Below are 20,994 nucleotides of genomic sequence, written 5' to 3'. Positions count from 1 at the left end.
ATGCGTCGAGTTATCATTTCTACAATTGGCACGAGTTTACTAACTAATCCTATTAGTCGAGATAATGTTGATGAAAAATACTGGTATGCCAGTCTGCGGGATATGGCAAATCAAAAATGGGAAAATCTTTCTGAGGAAGTCAAGCAAATTATTACTACGCTGAAGGAAAGAGCGATCGCCCAACTAGAAGCCGGAAAAATCCAGACGATTCGGGGTGCTAGTGCCGAATTAAATGGGATTTATGGCATTTATCAAGAGGAACTGACTCAAGGGAAGGAGGACATTCACTACTTAATTGCTACGGATACCGCTCAAGGGTTTACCACCGCAGAAATTGTTCAAACCTTTTTGCAACAAAAGGGGATTAACAATATCAGCATTTATACCCCTTCTGGTCTTTCTACTGCCAGCACCACTGACTTTTCTGAAGGAATAGATGAACTGATTGTCTGGTTACAGAACCAAATTCCTCCCCTACGAAAAGACTACAAAATTTATTTCAACTTAGTGGGGGGCTTTAAGAGTCTGCAAGGCTATCTCAATACCATTGGGATGTTCTATGCCGATGAGATTATCTACATTTTTGAAGGCGTTGGTTCGGAGTTAATTACCATTCCGCGCCTACCGATCGCCATTGATATTGCTGCCATAGAACCCCACACCGTTAAGCTGGCATTGATGGATGCTGGTGCAGGACTTCCTCCCGAACAAGTCACCGATGTTCCTGAATCCTTGCTAGGAACTTTTAATGACAAGCGGGTGCTATCCACCTGGGGTAAACTGATTTGGGAACAGTCGAAAAATAAACTGCTTTCCCAAAAGTTGCTAGAGTTTCCGGGAATTGAATATAAAGACTCCTTTCGGGGGGATTACAACCAAATCAAGTCCCAAGCAGAACGGGTAAAATTACAAGAAACCTTGGCATTAGTCTCTTGTTTATTAGCACAATCTAACGGCGATACCAGCCGTCTCAAAACACATGGAGGGGTGCAGTATGACAAATATGAAAATAAGGGAAATATGGACCATTTTCGGGTAACCCAAGGGTTGCGGGTGAGTTGTACTTCAGCCAAGGGGGTTTTGCTGCTGCATCGCTATGGCAAAGAACCCGATGTTAATACAAACCCTTGGTAATCAGGCGACGGATAAAAAAAAGTGTGAGGAATTATGAAAACATTTGAAACGTTCACAAATCGGTTAAAAATTAGCGGAACATTGACTACGATTACGGCATTGCGAATTGGTGCGGGTCGTTCTTCAGAACCGATTGGGTCGGATTTGCCAGTGATTAAGGATGCTTTTGGACGTCCGTTGATTCCCGGGTCAAGTTTTAAAGGTGCGTTACGATCGCGCCTGGAAAGTTTCTTGCGCGGGATTTGGGGCGGCGATCGCCATTTAGTCGCTAATCCCGCCAATGAACAGGAGTGGTCCATTACCGCTAGTGAAATTAAAAAATTCAAGGAACAATACACCGATGATTTGAGCCTTACCGAAGCTATTGTTAACCAAACTGATTTGATATCTAGTCTGTTTGGTTCGCCTTGGTTTGCTAGTAAATTTCAAGTCCGAGATTTAACCGTATTGGCTGAAAATTGGTTCGGACAATACCAAGAACGAGATGGGGTGGCGATCGACCGCGATACCGAAACGGCTGCCGATGGCAAACTCTATGATTTCCAAGTTGTCCCTGCCGGAACGCAATTTGAGTTTCGTGCAGTGGTAGAAAATGCGGAGGAATGGGAGTTAGGATTACTGATGATTGGGTTGCATCAGTTTGAAACTCAGCAAATTCCATTAGGCGGAGGCCGATCGCGCGGTTTGGGAGTGGTTGAACTGGACATCGAAAAAATGCTTTGGGTCGATGTGGAAGGCCATCCGGAGTTTTTGTTGGACTATCTCCGCAAAATGGTCAATGAGGATGAAACAGCCTATGAAAATGCAGAAGATTATAAAGACGATTGGGTGCAATCTCTCATCAAGCATATTCGATGCAAAATGGCCGAATTAACTCCATCCTCACCGACATCCTAAAGGATGCTGTTCTAGGAATCAAGCCTGCCTGTGCAGGCTCAAATATTATCAAGTTTTGATTGAGAAAAATCGACAGATTATGCACAAACGTTTTGTAAATCAATGTACGGTTGAATTGACGATTTCCCCCGATGGACCGATTTTAATTAAGTCGGGGAAAGAAGGAGCAGACCCCACAAAACCGGATATGGAATTCGTGGAAACCTATCATGCCGGAGGGCGATCGGTTTATCTTCCCGGCAGCAGTCTCAAGGGTGCAATTCGCGCTCATGCCGAACGGATTGTCCGCACCGTGGGACAAGATAAAAGGCCCAGTAATCCTGAGCATTTATGGGCCGGTAATCCCCTGAACTTGGATGAATATAAATATCTGGACTCTATTACAGAAGCACCGGATATTTATCGGTTGTCCTCATTTACCGACCAAATATTTGGTCATACTTCTATTGCCAGCCGGATTAGAATTGAGGATGCCTATCCCACCCCCAAATCCCTCAAGTTAGAAGAACGCAATGGGGTAGCTATTGACCGGGTATTTGGGTCCGTGGCGGTCGGTCCGTTTAACTACCAAGTTTGTACTGCTGGGGAGTTTAAAACGAAAATTCACCTCAAAAACTTTACCCTAGCTCAATTGGGGTTAATTGGCTTAGTATTACGGGATTTAGATGAGGGGTGGTTTGGCCTAGGATTTGCCAAATCTCGCGGGTTAGGGGTGGTGAGAATTCATCTCGATTCCGCTGTGGTTCGCTATCCGGGTTGTACCATAGAAAATGAGCGCATTCGTCTATTAGGAAGCGATAAAAATTGGCCGCCAGTTCAGTTATTAGGTGCAGGAGAATTTATCGGTGAGGACCGTTCTGCTTATGGATTTCCAGCGGATGATTCGGAATCAACTCCGGTGAAAGCTGGATTGATGGAGTTGGGTTTAGGGGTAGAACTGCGCTGGGAAGGAACGGAACAAGTCAAAGATTTATTTACGCGATCGGTCAAAGCGTGGAGTCGGAAAGTGGAGGCAAAAGCCAAATGAATGGATTTGTTGGAGTCAGAAACAACCTGACGGAAAGCGACCTCAAAGCCTTGTTAGAACATCCCCCAAGTCAACCAACTTACTATTGTTTGCGTTGGCTGCATAAACTGGGAGAATTATCAACAGAATTACCCTCGGATTTTCCCAGTCCCGAAGGACAGATGTTTGACGAAAACCGGGAAATTCGCTGGCAGCAAAAAGGCGACTCCTTTAGCGTGTTGCTGCTGAGTACCACTGGGGAAGAACCCAAATTTACGCCCGTCGGCAACCGTTGGCAAGTTCAAGATCGCGATGCTCATCTTTATCCCGCCACGGAAACCCGATTTCCGAAATTGACAGGGAAAACCTCGGTCAATATCGGTCAACGCTATTTTTTCGATGCGGATACCTCAACGGTTCATTTTGTGGCTTTAAGGGTGAAAAAATCATGACAAACCAATTTGAAATTACTGAACCTAAACCTTACGAATTTGTTTCTTTTCCCACGCAAAGACCGCCGCTGCAAAGACCCATCGGCCACGATAAATATCATGCCGATCACATTTCTGGAACCTTATTCTTAACCCTCACAGTTCAGACTCCGGTCCATATTTCCACTGGGGTTGTCGCAATGGGAAGCGATGTTGGCGAGAACCGGATTCCGTTAATCAAACTGATGGCACTAAACGCCGGAAAAAATCCAGTGATTCCCGGGAGTTCTTTGAAAGGGGTGGTGCGATCGGTTTATGAAGCGATTACCAATAGCACCTTAGCGGTTGTTACTAATCGATACAGAAATCAAATTCCTCAAGACCGATCGCCCTGCAGAAATAAAGAACAACTCTGTCCCGCCAGTCGCGTTTTTGGGGCGATGGATTGGCAGGGAGTCATTGAGTTTAGTGATTCTCAATGTATTTCTGCCAAATATGGCGCTGGGTTTATGCCTTCCTTATATCGCCCCCGTCCCGATGAAACTCGACGGTATTTTGATACTCGGGGAATGGCAAAAGGACGTAAGTTTTATTACCATACCGATCGCCCTGCCAGTCCCGGGCAAAATAAAGGCATTCCCGTACAGCAAGCGGGAACTCAGCTAACCTTTAGCACTCGGGTACAGTTAACCAATTTAACTCCGGCAGAATTGGGGGTATTATTCATTGCCCTCGGACAAGATTCCCAGTATCCAATGGCCCTCAAAATTGGCGGCGGTAAACCCATTGGCATGGGAACCATGACCGTAGCGGTAACAGAACTGAAAAAACCAGATAATTTGCGCGATCGCTATCTCTCCTACAATCCAGAAAGCGAATCAATGACTGGGAAACCGTTGCAAGACTTTCTCGGAACTGCCATGCAACAGGCACACAACCAATTGATTCAAAAACAGCAACTCGAACAGTTGCATCGCGTCCTATTTTATCCTACAACGCGCCAACCTCCCCAAGGAATCTATTAATTTCTAGGGTGCGATCGCTGTAATCCTGCACCCCACCCTCAACCCTGTTTATCAAACCACTGGATACTTTTATGACATCTCTCTCAGACAATCAATGGAAAGTCGCCCATGCGATCGCCCAACAGTTGGTATTAAATGAAGCAGATGCCAACGAACTGGGAAAAGCCATCGCCTATTTACGAGCATTTGGAGATAAACCCGATGCCGGAAAAGGATTCTTTAAATACCTGCAAACCCTTTCTAATAATGGCCGAACGATTGGACATAGTGGAAAGACTTCGGGTTATTACCAGACTATTTCCAAGGTTTGCAACGAATCACTACGACAATATCAAGAGGACCCGGCTGCTATGCAGGAAATATTAGGCTGGGGGTTCCGCCTGATGCGCTATTACAAAAATGCCGTACCGACTGGGGAGTTAAATGCGATCGCCACCCAATCCGCCGCCGAACCCATCGTCTCCGAACGTCAGGCAGAAATTGCGGAAGTCTTGCAGGCACAGACGTTCCAAATCGGTCAACAACTTGAGGCAAAAGTAACAGCCATTAAAGGCAATAAAGTCACCTACGAAATTCTAGGAACGATTAAGCTCACTCAGAAAGAGCCGAAAAATTTTAAAATTCTGTCTGAGTCTCAAACCGTGACTGCGAGCATCACAGAACTGAGAGAGGATGGCAGTATTAAAAAAGTTAATTTAGAGGATTAATGCTTACCCCAACCCGGTGCGTCAGCAAACATCACGATCAACCCGATCGCCTGTTTATCTGACGCACCCTACCGATTAACCCTCGGTTCTTTCGTTCAACCAGGCGACGAGATCCGCTTCACTGGTAAAATCTAGCAGGGCCTCGCTCAAATCCTCTAAGCGGGGAGTCGGTAACTGTCGGACTGCCAAATCTAACTCGGGAGAAATGCCCCCGCAACGGCGATTCAGTAAACGCTCAACTAGGGAAACCGTTGCTTGCCGCATCCCCTGTTCGAGTCCTTGTTCGATTCCTTGTTCCATCCAACTGGTGACGATTTCCATGACTCCCTCCTGTTCTTGGGGTAAAATGGTACTTAATTGTGCTTGAAATAGGGCTTGTTCTTCTGGATTTAAGCGTAGGTAAATATCGATAAATCCGGAAATTAACTGGGTTCGGGCTGGGTTGAGGTTTAGGTGATGCAGCATTCGCAAACATTCTAGCTTGACTTGGGGCCGCTCGCCTCTTTCCATCTGCATTTTTGCCATCAATGCACAGCCGATCGCATTGTTGCTGTCCCGAAAATCTTGCCAATTCAGGCGATTTAACTGGATGACTTCATAGTTAAATCGGTTCACTTCTTTGCCACAACATTCCACTTGATAGGTATTCGGATCCGGTCGTTGGGGTGTATCAAAGGATAGCACGGCAATCGGATAAATGCTGATGGCGTATTTTTCTAGCAATCGGCAGAAGTAAATAAACATCCGACGCGGAAAGTTGGGTTCGGTGCGCGCTTGATGTTCGAGATGAATCAGGATGGGGATTTTCCCATATTTCAGTTGGGCTCGGATGACGAGATCCGCTGCGTATTTCTCCCCAGAGGTGATGTCGGTAAACAGTTCTTTATCTTGGAAGGATAAGGAGTCCGGGTCTATGGCGTTCCAGAGTTCGGGGAAGAACAGTTCCAAGAATTCGGGCAAGAAGGTTTCTAGGAGTTCTTTGAATAGGCGATCATGGTCTATCATGGAGATTTGATGGGAGTTGCACTTCTGATATTGTATTCTATTTTAATATCAATTCCTGTTTTTTATAATTGTATATAGCGGTGCGGTAGACTCGCCCTTACTGCTATAGCGATCGCCGCTATTGACCCGAATTTTATCAGCCTTTTTCGAGGCGATCGCCACCGGGAAAATTTCTCACTTTACTCCTTTAATCCTTCGGTAAGTTTTGACACTCTAGCCCGGTCAAAGGGGTAAATTTAATGACCAAAAGCTAATGGAACAGCGCTGCCAGAGGGTGCAGTATTCGGTGTTTGAGTGTCCCCTGGATGAGGAAACCCTCACGGGGTTGATGGAGAATCCCTGGGTGAAGGTGTTGAATCTGTCGGAGGACAGTCTGCGGGCCTATCCGTTGACTCGGACGACGAAGAAGCAGGCGAAAATTTATGGCAGTCCTCCCTTGTATGAATCCCCGGATTATTTGATTTTTTGAAGGGTTTATTCCGGGTTAGGGGGGTTAAGTTTTCCCTAATCCTTGACCCGGTGGGGTTTCTGGCCTTTGTAACGGAATGTAAATTTTCTCAGAGATTCGAGGGAAGGAGCTAGAGGGAGGATTTCAGCGTAATTTTGAGGGAGAATGAGATAAAGCGGGTAAATTCCCGCTTTTTTATTTGACCCTTTTGCGCTATTGTTTCGTTATGGACTGATTTCCGTCGGTCTTGCCCCGCTAAAGCAGCGCGTTAAGTTTTGTAAAGTTGACTTTCTGTACTTTGGCGCGATCGCACCTTGAAAACTAGATAGTGCAAGGGTTTCAACAGGATAGGATGAATTCCTATCCATTCCCCGCAAGGGGACGGAAACGGCCAAGTTTCTATGACGTGCCAGTTCTTAATAGCCCAGTTCAGTGAATTCCTATCCATTCCCCGCAAGGGGACGGAAACAACATTGGGCCACCAACCTTGGCAGCATAGACCCCCTTAGTAAATTCCTATCAATTCCCCGCAAGGGGACGGAAACTACTGCTCTCTTGAGGAAGAGAGACTTCAACGTTAAGAGGTAAATTCCTAATCAATTCCCCGCAATGGGACGGAAACCGATTCTGTAGAGTCAGCACAGACAGCATCTCAGGAGTTGTGAATTCCTATCAATTCCCCGCAAGGGGACGGAAACTACCAGTAGGCTTTAAAGCACCCTACTAGATAGAACAGGTGAATTCCTATCAATTCCCCGCAAGGGGACGGAAACTCTATAAGTTTAGAAGTCCATTTAGACTTTCCACTTACGAAGTGAATTCCTATCAATTCCCCGCAAGGGGACGGAAACAAATTAGCCAAAGGCACAGGTGTCCAAGAGGGTATAGCGTTAGTCCCTATCAATTCCCCGCAAGGGGACGGAAACTCCAAGTCTGCCGCCAATCGCCCCACGAATCTGCACTCAATCGTGTGAATTCCTATCAATTCCCCGCAAGGGGACGGAAATATTTTCCCGCTACCGTTGATGTTAATGGGACCCTCCAGTGAATTCCAATCCATTCCCCGCAAGGGGACGGAAAAGGTTAATTCCTATCAATTCCCCGCAAGGGGAGGGAAACTCTTCTCAAGAACACCAGCAGGAATATCAGGAGTTTCTGTTAATTCCTACACCAATTGAGGAGTTGGAGTTGTGAATTAATTAACAGAAGGAATATAAGCATATTAAGATTGACATCACCAATTGGTGGTTACTTGAACAAGTCGATATGAAATACCTGTAATTTAATAATGTCCTTCATTGTCCTATATGGATACCTACTCTGGATGAAGGACTTAATGGATAGGAGTAGAAAGAGATTGGATCTTGGTTGACTGATAAAGTTAAACATGATGATTGTCTCTCCTAAGGATTTACAGGGATGGTCCGTCCCTTTCTTACATCATTAACTCAACGGTAGAGTGTCTAGTGATAACACTAGAAAATCTAGGTTCAATTCCTAGATGATGTTTTACCTGCCTTATGTTTCATATGTGTTAATTCCTATCAATTCCCCGCAAGGGGACGGAAACATTAATTGTTGGAGTGTTACGATTGATTGAAGCATTTGATTTGGTTAATCCCTATCAATTCCCCGCAAGGGGATGGAAACTTCAGATTCTGGTAACCGGGGTGGATACCTGGGTCCTGGCTGACTGGACAACAAAACATCGGTTTTTTTTGTCGGCGTGCACTGCTTGCGCTTTCAATTTAGCATTTCTCACTAAATACCCAGCCGAATGTCCACGCACAAGAGGCGGCAAGTGACTATTAATATCACCTCTTTTAATACTTTATACAATTGTTATACTTGTGTAGCCTCCGCTTCTCTTCCTCTGGTGTGTGGACAACCGGGGAGGAGGGGTCTATCCTCTAGGAAATATCAGCGCTATGGCAGCAGTTCATGTTGAGGATTGACTGCTGACTCTCTGCGGTGTGACTTGGGCTGAATCTAGGTTTAAATCACCCATTCCCGGGTTTTAACCCGTTGATTTGACCTAATCGCCTCCGATGGGGTGCGCTGAAATTTACTGTTTTTCCAGATGACCCCAATGGAATCCAACATTTTCAACTCTCCTTTAACCCCCGCGCCGGATGCCTTAAATCTCTCTCCCGAGACAGATGTATTTGTCTTTCCCACCTCTTTTGCTCAACAGCGATTGTGGTTTATTGACCAGTTTGCTCCCGGTCATTCATTCTATAATGTCACCACGGCGCTGCGGTTAACGGGAGTCGTGAATTTCCCTGCTTTAGCGGATACTTTTATAGAAATTGGCAGGCGGCATGAAACTTTAAGGACGCGGTTTACCACCGTGGAAGGGGAACCTGTGCAGGTGATTTCACCGGAGGCGGATATCCCGGTGAATTGGGTCGATTTGCGGCAATTTTATCCTGGGGAACGGGAAGCGGAAGCGACTCGATTGGCGGCGGTGGAGGCGGAGTTTCCCTTTAATTTAGCAACCGGCCCTTTACTGCGGGTGACGCTGTTGCAGTTGGAGGATTCTCTGTCAATTTTACTGCTGAATATGCACCATATTATTTCTGATGATTGGTCGATGGGGGTGTTTGTTCAGGAGTTGGGAACAATTTACCGAGCATTGGTGGAGAATCGCCCGGTTTTGTTGCCGGAATTACCCCTCCAATATGCAGACTTTGCCGAATGGCAGCGGGAGTGGTTTCAAGGGGAGGTGTTGGAGGAGCAGTTAGGGTATTGGCGGCAGCAGTTACGGGGAATTTTTCCTCTGAATTTACCGGGAGACTATCCGAAACCGGCGACTCCTAGCTATCAGGGAAAGAGTCAAGTTTTTGAGCTTTCTCAACCCCTGACGGCGGCGCTCAAGGCCCTTTCTCAGCAAGAGGGGGTGACTTTATTTATGACCTTGCTGGCGGGGTTTCAAACTTTGCTGTATCGCTACAGTCAGCAGCATGAGATTACCGTGGGTTCCCCGATTGCCAATCGCAACCGCAGCGAAATTGAGGGGTTAATTGGGTTTTTTGTGAATAGTCTGGTGTTGCGGACCGATGTCTCGGGAAATCCGACGTTTCGGGAGTTATTGGCGCGGGTACGAGAGGTGACTTTAGGCGCTTATGCTCACCAAGATTTACCCTTTGAAAAGGTGGTGGAGGCGTTACATCCGGACCGGGTTTTGAATGTTCATCCCCTGTTTCAGGTGGTGTTTAATTTGCAAAATGCCCCGATGCAGGAGTTGGATTTGCCCGGATTAACGGTGAGTTCCATGAGTTTAGGGGTGAAGACGACTCGGTTTGATTTGGAGGTGCATTTGTGGGAATCGGCAGACAGTTTCCGGAGTGTTTATGGTCAGGATTGGCAGCATCAGGATAGTCTCCGAGGGTTTGTAATTTACAATACGGATAAATTTGAGTCAGGGACAGTCGCGCAAATGTTAGAACAGTTTAAAACTTTGTTAAAAAATATCGTTAAAAATCCCAATCAGCGGGTTGAGCAGTTAGAATTAATCAGCGATGGGGAACGGGACCGGATCTTAATTGAATGGAATCAGACTCAAGCAGAGTATCCGGCAGAAACGGCGATTCAGGCGCTATTTGAGGCGCAGGTGGCGGCGAATCCCCAGGCAGTGGCGGTGACGATCGCCGGGGAATCTTGGACTTACCAGGAACTGAATCAGCGTAGCAATCAATGGGCTCATTATTTACAACATTTGGGGGTGGAAGACGAGGAGGTTGTGGGACTTTGTGCGGCGAAATCCCTGGATACAATTGTCGGGATGTTAGGGATTTTGAAGGCGGGGGGTGCTTATTTACCTTTAGACCCCACCTATCCCAGCGATCGCCTGAATTGGATAATCGCAGATGCCGGAGCTCGTCTGTTGCTGGTTCCGGACGACTTACGGGGTAAGTTTAACGGGTTTGGGGGGGTGATGATAGGAGGCGACTGCGACTGGGAGGCAGTCACCCTGGAACCTGTGGAGAATCTCCCTCACTTCCCCGGTGGCAGTCGTCTTGCTTATGTGATTTATACCTCCGGTTCGACGGGAACACCGAAAGGGGTGGCAGTTCCTCACCAAGCGGTAAATCGACTGGTTCTGAATACTAATTACATCAATATAACCCCGACAGATACCATTGCTCAAGTCTCTAATCTGTCCTTTGATGCCGCAACATTTGAAATTTGGGGTGCTTTGCTCAATGGCGCTCACGTGAAGGGAATCAGCACAGAAATCACCCTCTCTCCTCATGATTTTGCCCGGGAAGTGCGCCAGCAACAAATTGATATTTTATTCTTAACCACCGCCTTATTTCAGCAGGTGGTGCGAACGGTTCCCCAGGCATTTCAGTCGTTGCGTTGCTTATTATTTGGGGGAGAAACCGTCGATCCCCGTTGGGTGAAAAAAGTGATAACTCAGGGAATGCCGCAGGAGTTAATCCATGTTTATGGTCCCACAGAAAATACCACGTTTTCGACCTATTTCCCCATAGAAGCGATCGCAGAACCGGCGAGTTCCGTCCCCATTGGCAAGGCAGTGGCGAATACAGAACTTTATCTCTTAGACTCGCACTTGCAACCTGTCGCCGTCGGCGTTCCAGGCGAATTATACCTCGGGGGAGAGGGACTGGCAAGGGGTTACTTGAATCGTCCGGACTTAACTGAGGAACGGTTTATTCCGAATCCCTTTGGGAAACCGGGAACGCGACTTTATAAAACTGGGGATTTGGCGCGCTATAAATCTGATGGGAATCTGGAGTTTTTAGGGCGAATTGACCATCAAGTGAAGATTCGCGGGTTCCGGATTGAATTAGGAGAAATTGAGGCGGTTTTGTGCCAATATTCTGGGGTGGCAGCAGCAGTGGCGATCGCCCGGGAGGAAATACCCGGGGAGAAAGAGTTGGTTGCTTACGTTGTTCCCCGTGACCCGGAGGGGACATCTTCTCCCCTAAAAATTAGCGAACTGCGGCGGTTTTTGCAAGAAAAATTACCGAGTTATATGGTACCCACCGCTTACGCGGTCCTAGAATTGTTACCTCTGACACCAAACGGAAAAATTAATCGGCAAGTCTTACCTAAGATAGATACACCATTCCAGGAGTTATCCGAAAATTATGTAGCACCGCGAACTTCGGTGGAAGAGGTACTGGTGGACATTTGGAGGCAGGTGTTGGGGAAACCACAGGTGAGTGTTTATGATAATTTCTTTGAGTTGGGAGGACATTCTCTCCTGGCAACTCAACTCATTTCGCGAATTCGCGACGGGTTAAAAATAGAGTTGCCCGTGAGTCAGTTATTTGAAGCGCCAACGGTGGCAAGTTTAGCCAATTATATTGAAACGGTTGGTTGGGCAACAAAACCCCAAAAATTGCCTAACTTATATCAGGAAGAGAGAGAAGAGGTAGAGTTTTGAATACCCTAGAATTTTTATCAAAATTGCGTAATTTAGAAATTAATTTGACCGTAGAAGGCAGTCGCCTGATTTGTAAAGCACCCGAAGGCCGGTTAACTCCCCAATTACGGGACCAAATTTCTCAGCGAAAGGCCGAGATTCTGGCGTTTTTTCAGAGGGCCAATCGCAGTATCAGTGAGACCCCAGTTAGCCTCAAACCGATTTCCCGGGCGGGCAATTTACCCCTTTCCTTTGCCCAACAGCGACTCTGGTTTTTAGACCGATTAGTGCCGAACAATCCCTTTTATAATATGCCTACGGCAGTGCGTTTAACCGGGGAGGTGAATATAGAAGTGCTGGAAGCGGCATTTAATGAAATAAAGCGCCGTCATGAAGGGTTGAGGACTTGTTTTCCCGAGGGAGAAGGGCAAGGAAGACAAGAGATTCAAGCTCATTTTTCGCTGCCCATTCATGTGCTGAATTTGCAGAATTTGTCCCCCCCCGAACAAGAGAAACAGCTAGAACGGATGATTACCCAGGAGGCGTTACGTCCATTTAATTTGGCCACGGGTCCTTTACTGCGAATTTCTTTAATTCAATTATCGGAATCGGAGCATTTACTGATGCTGAATATGCATCATATTATCTCCGACGGTTGGTCGATTGGGGTATTAATTCAAGAGTTAGGAATCCTTTATAGCGCTTTTGTCCAGGGAAAATCCTCTCCGCTGCCGGAATTAGGGTTTCAATATGCAGATTTTGCCCATTGGCAGCGGGAATGGTTACAAGGAGAAATTTTAGAGCACCAATTAGCTTATTGGCGACAACAGTTAGAGGGGATTGCTATGCTGAATTTACCCAGCGATCGCCCTCGTCCTGCTGTCCCCAGTTATCGCGGAAAACGTTATGGGTTCAGACTTTCCCAGGCAGTCAGTCAAAAATTAAATGCCTTGACTCAAGGGGAAGGGGTGACTTTATTTATGACCTTACTGGCGGCATTCCAAACCTTGTTGTATCGCTACAGTCAACAAGAAGATATTACAGTCGGTTCCCCCATTGCCAATCGCAATCGCAGTGAAATAGAACCCCTAATCGGTTTTTTTGTCAATAGTTTAGTCTTGCGTACCGACTTATCCGGAAACCCCACCTTTCGAGAAGTATTGGCCCGGGTAAAACAGGTGGCATTAGGCGCTTATGCTCACCAAGATGTCCCCTTTGAGAAGTTAGTAGAAGAGTTGCATCCAGAACGGTCCTTAAATCATAATCCCCTGTTTCAGGTGGCATTTGCGTTACAAAATGCCCCAATGCAGGGATTAGAATTACCGGGATTAACCTTGAGTCCCCAACCGTTAGAAGCGGGGACGGCCCGGTTTGATTTAGAATTGCATTTATGGGAACAGTCCTCTACCAATCCGATGTGGGTAGATAGTCGGGAAGGAATTAGCGGATTTGTGATTTACAGCACCGATTTATTTGAGGAAAGCACCATTGGCCGGTTAGTTGCTCATTTTCAAACCTTACTAGAAGCAATTGTGGCAAATCCGGACCAACGGATTGGGGATTTACCTCTGTTAAGCGAAGCGGAACGAGATCAATTATTAGTGCAGTGGAATCAAACTGAGGTGGATTATCCCCAAGAGTTAGCGATCCATCAGTTAGTCGAAATTCAGGCAGCAGAACATCCGGAGAAAGTTGCTTTAGTTTGTGGGAACCAAACTCTAACTTACGGGGAGTTAAATCGCCGCAGTAACCAACTGGCCCATTATTTGCAAAAATTAGGGGTAGGGGTGGAAGTTGTGGTGGGATTGTGCCTCGATCGCACCTTGGATATGGCAGTGGCAATGCTGGGAATTCTCAAAGCAGGGGGTGCTTATTTACCCTTAGACCCCTCAGTTCCTAGCAGTCGTTTAAATCGGATGTTAACGGAGGCCAAAGTTCCAGTTTTACTCACCCAGCAGTCAAATTTATCTCTATTTAATCGAGTCATTGGTAAGATTGTTTGTTTGGATACAGACAAGGAACTGATTAATCGAGAACGGGATGGAAATCTTAGCAGTCATGTGACTTCAAATTCCCTCGCTTATGTGATTTATACCTCGGGTTCCACCGGGGAACCCAAGGGAGTAGAAATTGAGCAAAAAAGTCTGTTAAATTTAACCTATTGGCATCAACAAGCATTTGCCGTGTCTGCCAGCGATCGCAGTACCCAGGTTGCCGGGGTTGCCTTTGATGCCTGTGGGTGGGAAATTTGGCCCTATTTAACCGCAGGCGCTTGTATTTATATAGTAGATAGCGAAACTCGGCGATCGCCTGAAAAATTGCGGGATTGGTTGGTAGAAAATGCGATAACTATTAGCTTTTTACCCACTCCCTTAGCAGAAAAAGTCTTACAATTAACCTGGCCGGAACAGACCCAATTGCGCCTGTTACTCACCGGGGGAGAAACATTGCATCAACATCCGTTACCCTCCCATCCGTTTCAGGTGGTGAATAATTACGGACCCACAGAAAATACCGTCGTCACCACTTCCGGCAGGGTTCCTGTTGGAAATGGCAGAGAGATTGCGCCGGGAATTGGCAAGGCAGTCGCCAATACTCAACTTTATGTCTGCGATCGCTACTTTCACCCCGTCCCCATCGGCATTCCCGGAGAATTGTATATTGGCGGCGATGGATTGGCAAGAGGGTATCGCCATCATCCTGAACTCACTGCCGAAGCATTTATCCGCAACCCCTTCCACCCAGAACCGGGCAAATTCCTGTACAAAACCGGCGATTTAGTGCGCTATCAACCCGATGGCAGTCTGGAGTTTTTGGGTCGTCTGGACCAACAAGTAAAAATTCGCGGATTCCGCATCGAATTAGGCGAAATCGAGGTCATTTTAGCCCAACATCCCGCCGTCAATCAAACCCTCGTCACCGCCTCGGATAATGACCGAGGAGAGACCCAACTAACCGCTTATCTTGCCCTCAATTTGGAGAGGGTAGAACTGGCCGAACTTAACCCCATTGCCTTGCAGGAAGAACAAATCCAGCAATGGCAAATTCTCTACAATGAAACCTATAAAATGCCTGCCGTGGGTATTGAACCCAGTTTTAATATTGTCGGATGGAATAGCAGCTATACCGGCGAACCCATCCCAGCGGCAGAAATGCGAGAATGGGTAGACCATCAAGCGGCTCAAATTTTAGCCTTCAACCCCAATCAAGTCCTAGAAGTAGGGTGTGGAACCGGCCTCTTACTCTTCAGAATTGCCCCTCACTGTACCGAATATTGCGGGACTGACTTTTCGCCCCCCTCCCTCAACTTTATTCGCCAACATTTAGGCAAATACGACTTAAAACAAGTCACTTTACTAGAAAAACTAGCCACTGATTTTGAGGGCATTGCACCCCAGAGTTTTGATACGGTCATTCTTAACTCTATCGTGCAATATTTCCCCAGTTTAGACTACCTCATTCAGACCATTTCCGGGGCCGTCACCGTCACCAAACCCGGGGGACGAATCTTCCTGGGTGACTTGCGGAGTTTACCCCTCCTCAAAGCCTTTTATACCGATGTAGAACTGACTCGCGCCCAACCTTGCGTGACGCGCCCACAGCTACAGCAACGGGTGGAAATGCAACTCTTCCAAGAGGTTGAATTAGCCTTAGATCCAGCCTTCTTTACCGCATTAAAATCGCGCTTGCCTCAGATAGAAACCGTAGAAATTCAATTGATGCGCGGTCAATCCCAGAATGAATTAACCCAGTTTCGGTATAATGCCATTCTCCATCTGGCCGGAACCGATATCCAAGCCAAATCCGACAATAATCATCGGATTACTTGGCTAAATCAGGGGGAAAATCGGGAAGATTGGACCGTGAACCAACTGCGCCAATATTTAATCGAAACCCACCCCGATATCTGTGGACTCTCAGGCGTTCCCAATAGCCGGATAATGGCTGCTGTGCAAGCAACGGAATGGCTGTTTAATTCTAGCCCATTTAAAACAGCCGGTCAATTAAAAAAAGCCGTTCAACGCCTCCCCAATTCTGGGATTAACCCCGAAGACTGGTATGGATTAGAACTCCCCTATCGCGTTTATATTCGCTGGTCCGCTTCCAGCAGCGAAGGCCGTTATGATGTCGTATTTGTGCGGGAAGATATTACAGATTTTATCCTAGAAGCAAGTTCCGAAATTGCTTCAGACTCCGCTTATGCTAACAATCCCTTACAAGGAAAAGCAGCGCGTCAATTTGTGCCGGAATTGCGCGAATATCTCAGCGAAAAATTGCCGGATTATATGATACCCTCGGCCTTTGTAGTCCTAGAGTCTCTCCCTTTGACTCCAAATGGCAAAGTCGATCGCCGCGCCTTACCCACTGCCACCGCTATCACCCCACAACTGGCAGGAAATTACACCCCACCGCGTACCGTCATCGAAGAACGTCTCGTTCAAATTTGGGCAGAAGTATTAGGCATCAAACAAGTGGGGATTTACGATAACTTCTTTGAATTAGGGGGACATTCATTACTAGCAACCCAACTCGCCTCCCGAGTTCGGGATAAATTTGAATTTGAGTTACCCTTACGCAGTGTCTTTGAAGCGCCCACAATTGCCCAATTAGCCCCCGTAATTCAGGAGTTACAACAGCACAATTCCACTTCTCCTGTACCGGCATTAGTTCCCGTTTCCCGGGAAAGACGGCGGATGAAGTTATCCTCGTTAAACCCCAAAAACCAATCATAATGATATCCGTTTAATTCGAGGAAATTTACCCTAACATGACTCAAGAAACCGAGGTTTTTGTCTTTCCCGCCTCCTTTGCACAACAACGGTTATGGTTTCTCAACCAATTAGCCCCCAACAACCCATTTTATAATGTATCCGCAGCGATTCACTTAACCGGGTATCTGAACTTATCCGCTTTAGAAGAAAGTTTTAATGAAATTGTTCGCCGTCATGAAATCTTACGCACTACTTTTACTCTTTTAGAGGGACAAGTGGTGCAAGTGATTTCCCCAGAATTGACTCTTGCTATCCAGGCGATCGCCTTGCAGCATCTCCCCCCAGTGGAACAGGACCGGGAGGCGCAACGCTTAGCGACTTTAGCAGCAGAAGAACCCTTTAATTTAACCACTGGACCTTTACTGCGAATTTCGGTGTTACAACGGAGTGAAATTGACTCGATTCTGTTGCTGAATTTTCATCATATAGTTGCTGATGGTTGGTCTATTGGCATCTTGCTGGAGGAACTAGGGACGTTATATACCGCCTTTGCTTATCACCAACCCTCCCCCCTGCAACCATTGCCGCTGCAATATGCTGACTTTACAGAATGGCAGCAGCAATGGTTGCAGGGAGAGTTTTTGGAAACCCAGTTAAGCTATTGGCAACAGCAATTACAACATCTGTCTCCCCTGAATCTACCTAGCGATCGCCCTCGTCCCCCAATTCCCAGCTATCGCGGTGGAAAACAAAAATTCGCCCTCCCTCCCACATTAACCGCCTCCATTAAACGGTTGAGTCAGCAAACGGAAACCACCCTATTTATGACCCTGCTGGCGGCCTTTAAAACCTTACTTTATCGCTACACCGGACAAACCGATATTGCAGTCGGTTCTCCCATTGCTAACCGCAACCGTCAAGAAATAGAAGGGCTAATCGGTTTTTTTGTCAATAGTTTAGTCCTGCGAACGGATTTATCTGAAAATCCTACCTTTTTGGAATTATTAACTCAAGTCAAATCGGTGGCATTCGCCGCTTACACCCACCAGGATTTACCCTTTGAAAAGCTGGTAGAAAAACTCCATCCTCAACGAGATTTGAGCCAAAATCCCCTGTTTCAGGTCAGCTTTAGCTTGCAAAATACGCCCATAAATGCCCTGGAATTACCCGGACTAACCTTGAGTCTGTTAGACTGGGATATGGGCACAGCTAAACTGGATTTAGAGTTTAATTTATGGGAAGAAGCTGACCAAATTCAAGGTCAAGTGATTTATAGTACCGATTTATTTGAATCTGAGACAATTACCCGATGGATGGGACATTTTCAAACCCTTTTATCCGCAATTGTCACCGACCCGAAGCAGAAGATTTCTGACTTGCAGATTTTAACGACCCTTGAACGGGACTGCCTGCTGAGTCAATTTAATTCTCCTGCCTATCCATCCCTTCCTCAACCTCCACTACAGCATCCCTCCTTTCTGCACTTATTTGAGGAAATTGTTCAGCGATCGCCCAATCAGATCGCCCTTGTCTCCGGTAAAAACTCTCTCACCTATCAAGACTTACACCACCAATCCAATCAACTCGCCCGGTATCTACAAGAAAGGGGGGTTAAACCCGAGGTTTTAGTGGGTGTTTGTTTACCGCCCTCCCTAGAGGCAGTCGCCTCTATCCTAGGCATTCTCAAAGCAGGCGGCGTCTATCTCTATTGTGACCCCAGCTATCCCCTAGAACGACTCCAGTTTATCCTATCCGATGCCGAAGTCTCTCTCTTACTGACGCGATCGCCCTTTGTCCCCTCCCTGACTCCCCCCCGAGTCTCCATCCTGGATTTAGAGCAACATCAACGGGCGATCGCGCAACAAAGTCCCGAATCCCTCACTTATCCCATCACTCCCAATCATCTTGCTTATGTGATCTACACCTCCGGTTCCACGGGAAAACCCAAAGGCGTCTTAATCGAACACCGAGGACTCTCTAACTTAATTATCGCCCAACATCAAATCTTTAAACTAAATAAACAGAGCCGGATTTTGCAATTTTCCTCCCTCAGTTTTGATGCTTCCATTTTTGAAATTGTCATGGCATTCAGTACCGGCGCAACCCTCTATTTAGCCGATGAAGAATCCCGCTATGGGGGAACAGCTTTAATGACCTTTTTAAGCCAATTTGCCATTACCCATGCCTCTCTCACTCCCGCCGTATTAGCCACCTTACCTCCCGGGAAATTACCCGCCCTTCATACCCTGATTTCTGCCGGAGAATCCTGTTCCCCAGCATTGGCTAAATCCTGGGTTAATTCTTGCCACTTTTTCAATGCCTATGGTCCGACTGAATCTACAGTATGGGCCACCGTTGCCGAAATTATCGACCCCACTCCCAACCCGCCCATCGGTCGCCCCATTCCTAATACTCAAATTTATCTCTTGGATGCCAATTTGCAGCCGGTTCCCATTGGAATTCCTGGAGAAATTTATATTGCCGGGGAGGGAGTTGCGCGAGGGTATCACAACCGGAAGCAATTAAACTCCGAACGGTTTATTACTCACTCTTTTCCCCCCCAACAAACAGTGCGACTGTACAAAACAGGGGACTTAGCCCGCTATCAAATCGATGGTAAATTAGAGTTTTTAGGCCGCATCGACCATCAAGTAAAAATTCGGGGTTATCGGATAGAATTAGGAGAAATTGAGACAACAATTACCCAATATCCCAACATCCAACAAGCCCGCGTCATGGCCACAGACCGGGATCAACTGGTTGCGTATATTGTCCCGCAAGGGAATCAACCCATTAACCACAGTTCACTGCGAAGTTTTCTGAGCAAAACGTTACCCGGATACATGATTCCCCAGGAGTTGATTGTGCTAAACTCCCTGCCCCTGACCGATCGCGGCAAACTTGACCGCACCCAATTACCAGCCGGTGAAACCCTCACCCCTGGGCAATTTATCCCCCCAGGCAACCCCAGCGAAGCCGCCTTAGCTCAAATTTGGGCTACCCTCCTCAAGTGCGATCGCATCGGCATGAATGATAACTTTTTCGACTTAGGCGGCGATTCCCTCCTCGCCGTCCGACTCCTGACTCACATTAACCAGCAATTCCAGCAACAATTACCCGTTTCTGCGCTTTTCCTCAACCCCACGCTCAAAGGATTAGCCGATTGTCTCTTTTCTGAACTTGATACCCTCCCTTGTTCTCCCTTAGTCCCCATTCAAACTCAAGGCACAAATCCCCCATTTTTCTGTATTCATCCCATTTTAGGCGTGGTCTTTCCTTATTATGAATTAGCCTTACATCTGGGAAAAAATCAACCCTTTTATGCCTTACAACCCCAAGGCATTGACGGCAAATCTCCACCCTTAACGCGCATAGAAGACATGGCCGCTTATTATATTAAAGCCATGCAGACTATACAACCCGAAGGTCCTTATTTCTTAGGGGGTTGGTCCTTTGGCGGGTTAGTGGCGTTTGAAATGGCCCACCAATTAAAAAAAGCAGGTCATGCCGTCGGGTTACTGGCAGTTTTGGATACCCTCGCCCCGCTTTCCACTAATCAACCCTCTCTCTGGCAGGGGGGTAAATTTTTGTTGACCACGGCGGCAAGTTCGATTTGGCCGTTTTTGCGGGATTATGTTTATTTGATGACCCAAGGGAAGCAGCGGGAGAAAGCGGCATTGCATCCCCAGGGCGATCGCCACCCTCAACGAGTTCATCCCCTCTTCCAATTTTTACACCGTTATCTCGCCAAAACGACCCTGGCGCAATCCTTGCATTCCACATCCGATCGCCGCATCTTACGGGAAGTCGCCCTGCGCCCCCTGTTACCCATTTTCCAAGCAAACAGTCAAGCAGTTCTCCAGTATCAACCCTCGATTTATCCCGATCGCATGACCTTGATTACCTCCAGCGATCGGGCGATCGCCACGGGTGAGGATCCAACCTTGGGCTGGGGCCAACTCACCCCGGAACCCATAGAACTGATTCGGATTCCCGGGAACCACCTCACCATGCTCAGAAAGCCCCAGGTGCAACATCTAGCCGATCGCCTCCGCGAATGCCTAGAATCTCGGTAGAGCAAAAGCCAGGTCCCCTAGTTTTTTGACAAAATCTCCCCTAATTCCCCAAAACTCAAACCTAAAAACCCCTCTCCCCCATCTCCTCCATCCCCCCCATCCCCCCCATCCCCCCCATCCTCCCCATCCCCCCCACCCCCTCCATAATTTCTCTAAAC

Annotated in this window: 12 protein-coding genes and 1 tRNA gene; 11 read left to right on the top strand and 2 right to left on the bottom strand. The window is 47.1% G+C overall.

What is annotated here, in order from left to right; all coding sequences use genetic code 11:
• The 6 genes from NG792_RS15195 to NG792_RS15170 all read left to right on the top strand — a co-directional run bounded on the left by NG792_RS15195 (nucleotide 1) and on the right by NG792_RS15170 (nucleotide 5,200).
• Nucleotides 1–1,134 (top strand): CRISPR-associated protein, encoded by a 1,134-nt coding sequence (locus tag NG792_RS15195; protein WP_261197514.1) that lies wholly within the window; start codon nucleotides 1–3, stop codon nucleotides 1,132–1,134.
• A gap of 33 nt (nucleotides 1,135–1,167) precedes the next feature.
• Nucleotides 1,168–2,031 carry a type III CRISPR-associated RAMP protein Csx7 gene (gene csx7 / locus NG792_RS15190; RefSeq protein ID WP_261235928.1) on the top strand — a complete coding sequence of 288 codons (864 nt, stop codon included), beginning with the start codon at nucleotides 1,168–1,170 and terminating at the stop codon, nucleotides 2,029–2,031.
• A 79-nt stretch (nucleotides 2,032–2,110) separates the two neighbouring features.
• A complete protein-coding gene (locus NG792_RS15185) occupies nucleotides 2,111–3,058 on the top strand; it encodes an RAMP superfamily CRISPR-associated protein (protein WP_261235927.1) in 948 nt (315 codons plus the stop codon).
• A complete protein-coding gene (locus NG792_RS15180) occupies nucleotides 3,055–3,489 on the top strand; it encodes a hypothetical protein (RefSeq protein ID WP_261235926.1) in 435 nt (144 codons plus the stop codon). Before NG792_RS15185 ends, NG792_RS15180 begins: the two co-directional genes overlap by 4 nt.
• Complete coding sequence (locus NG792_RS15175; RefSeq protein WP_261235925.1) at nucleotides 3,486–4,493, top strand: RAMP superfamily CRISPR-associated protein; 1,008 nt, start codon at nucleotides 3,486–3,488, stop codon at nucleotides 4,491–4,493. Before NG792_RS15180 ends, NG792_RS15175 begins: the two co-directional genes overlap by 4 nt.
• A 71-nt stretch (nucleotides 4,494–4,564) precedes the next feature.
• On the top strand, nucleotides 4,565–5,200 hold the full coding sequence (locus NG792_RS15170) for a hypothetical protein (RefSeq protein WP_261235924.1): 636 nt from the start codon (nucleotides 4,565–4,567) through the stop codon (nucleotides 5,198–5,200).
• A gap of 75 nt (nucleotides 5,201–5,275) precedes the next feature.
• Here the strand turns inward: NG792_RS15170 and NG792_RS15165 are convergent, their stop codons facing one another.
• Complete coding sequence (locus NG792_RS15165) at nucleotides 5,276–6,205, bottom strand: DUF4351 domain-containing protein (protein WP_261235923.1); 930 nt, start codon at nucleotides 6,203–6,205, stop codon at nucleotides 5,276–5,278.
• 253 nt (nucleotides 6,206–6,458) lie between these two features.
• On the opposite strand from NG792_RS15165, the gene cas2 reads away from it, so the two are divergent.
• Nucleotides 6,459–6,674, top strand: a complete 216-nt coding sequence (gene cas2 / locus NG792_RS15160) for a CRISPR-associated endonuclease Cas2 (RefSeq protein ID WP_261235922.1) — start codon at nucleotides 6,459–6,461, stop codon at nucleotides 6,672–6,674.
• A gap of 247 nt (nucleotides 6,675–6,921) precedes the next feature.
• Here the strand turns inward: cas2 and NG792_RS29155 are convergent, their stop codons facing one another.
• Nucleotides 6,922–7,101 carry a hypothetical protein gene (locus NG792_RS29155; RefSeq protein ID WP_435387582.1) on the bottom strand — a complete coding sequence of 60 codons (180 nt, stop codon included), beginning with the start codon at nucleotides 7,099–7,101 and terminating at the stop codon, nucleotides 6,922–6,924.
• A gap of 989 nt (nucleotides 7,102–8,090) precedes the next feature.
• Here NG792_RS29155 and NG792_RS15155 point away from each other — a divergent pair.
• The 4 genes from NG792_RS15155 (at nucleotide 8,091) to NG792_RS15140 (ending at nucleotide 20,836) form a co-directional block, all read left to right on the top strand.
• A tRNA-Tyr gene (locus NG792_RS15155) sits at nucleotides 8,091–8,162 on the top strand.
• Between the two features lie 580 nt (nucleotides 8,163–8,742).
• Entirely contained in the window at nucleotides 8,743–12,069 is a 3,327-nt protein-coding gene (locus NG792_RS15150; protein WP_261235921.1) for a non-ribosomal peptide synthetase, read from the top strand.
• The gene (locus NG792_RS15145; RefSeq protein WP_261235920.1) at nucleotides 12,066–16,781 is read left to right on the top strand and encodes a non-ribosomal peptide synthetase; all 4,716 of its coding nucleotides are present in this window, start codon (nucleotides 12,066–12,068) and stop codon (nucleotides 16,779–16,781) included. Before NG792_RS15150 ends, NG792_RS15145 begins: the two co-directional genes overlap by 4 nt.
• A gap of 35 nt (nucleotides 16,782–16,816) precedes the next feature.
• Nucleotides 16,817–20,836, top strand: a complete 4,020-nt coding sequence (locus tag NG792_RS15140; RefSeq protein WP_261235919.1) for a non-ribosomal peptide synthetase — start codon at nucleotides 16,817–16,819, stop codon at nucleotides 20,834–20,836.
• Nucleotides 20,837–20,994: the final 158 nt, after the last annotated feature.

Source organism: Laspinema olomoucense D3b, from assembly GCF_025370785.1.
GTDB lineage: Bacteria > Cyanobacteriota > Cyanobacteriia > Cyanobacteriales > Laspinemataceae > Laspinema > Laspinema olomoucense.
This window is presented reverse-complemented; position numbering and strand designations above follow the sequence as displayed.

Bases quoted from the DNA above. Each gene is read 5' to 3' on its own strand.
- NG792_RS15195 (WP_261197514.1), top strand. From the start codon at position 1: ATGCGTCGAGTTATCATTTCTACAATTGGCACGAGTTTACTAACTAAT.
- csx7 (WP_261235928.1), top strand. From the start codon at position 1,168: ATGAAAACATTTGAAACGTTCACAAATCGGTTAAAAATTAGCGGAACA.
- NG792_RS15185 (WP_261235927.1), top strand. From the start codon at position 2,111: ATGCACAAACGTTTTGTAAATCAATGTACGGTTGAATTGACGATTTCC.
- NG792_RS15180 (WP_261235926.1), top strand. From the start codon at position 3,055: ATGAATGGATTTGTTGGAGTCAGAAACAACCTGACGGAAAGCGACCTC.
- NG792_RS15175 (WP_261235925.1), top strand. From the start codon at position 3,486: ATGACAAACCAATTTGAAATTACTGAACCTAAACCTTACGAATTTGTT.
- NG792_RS15170 (WP_261235924.1), top strand. From the start codon at position 4,565: ATGACATCTCTCTCAGACAATCAATGGAAAGTCGCCCATGCGATCGCC.
- NG792_RS15165 (WP_261235923.1), bottom strand. From the start codon at position 6,205: ATGATAGACCATGATCGCCTATTCAAAGAACTCCTAGAAACCTTCTTG.
- cas2 (WP_261235922.1), top strand. From the start codon at position 6,459: ATGGAACAGCGCTGCCAGAGGGTGCAGTATTCGGTGTTTGAGTGTCCC.
- NG792_RS29155 (WP_435387582.1), bottom strand. From the start codon at position 7,101: ATGGATAGGAATTCACTGAACTGGGCTATTAAGAACTGGCACGTCATA.
- NG792_RS15150 (WP_261235921.1), top strand. From the start codon at position 8,743: ATGGAATCCAACATTTTCAACTCTCCTTTAACCCCCGCGCCGGATGCC.
- NG792_RS15140 (WP_261235919.1), top strand. From the start codon at position 16,817: ATGACTCAAGAAACCGAGGTTTTTGTCTTTCCCGCCTCCTTTGCACAA.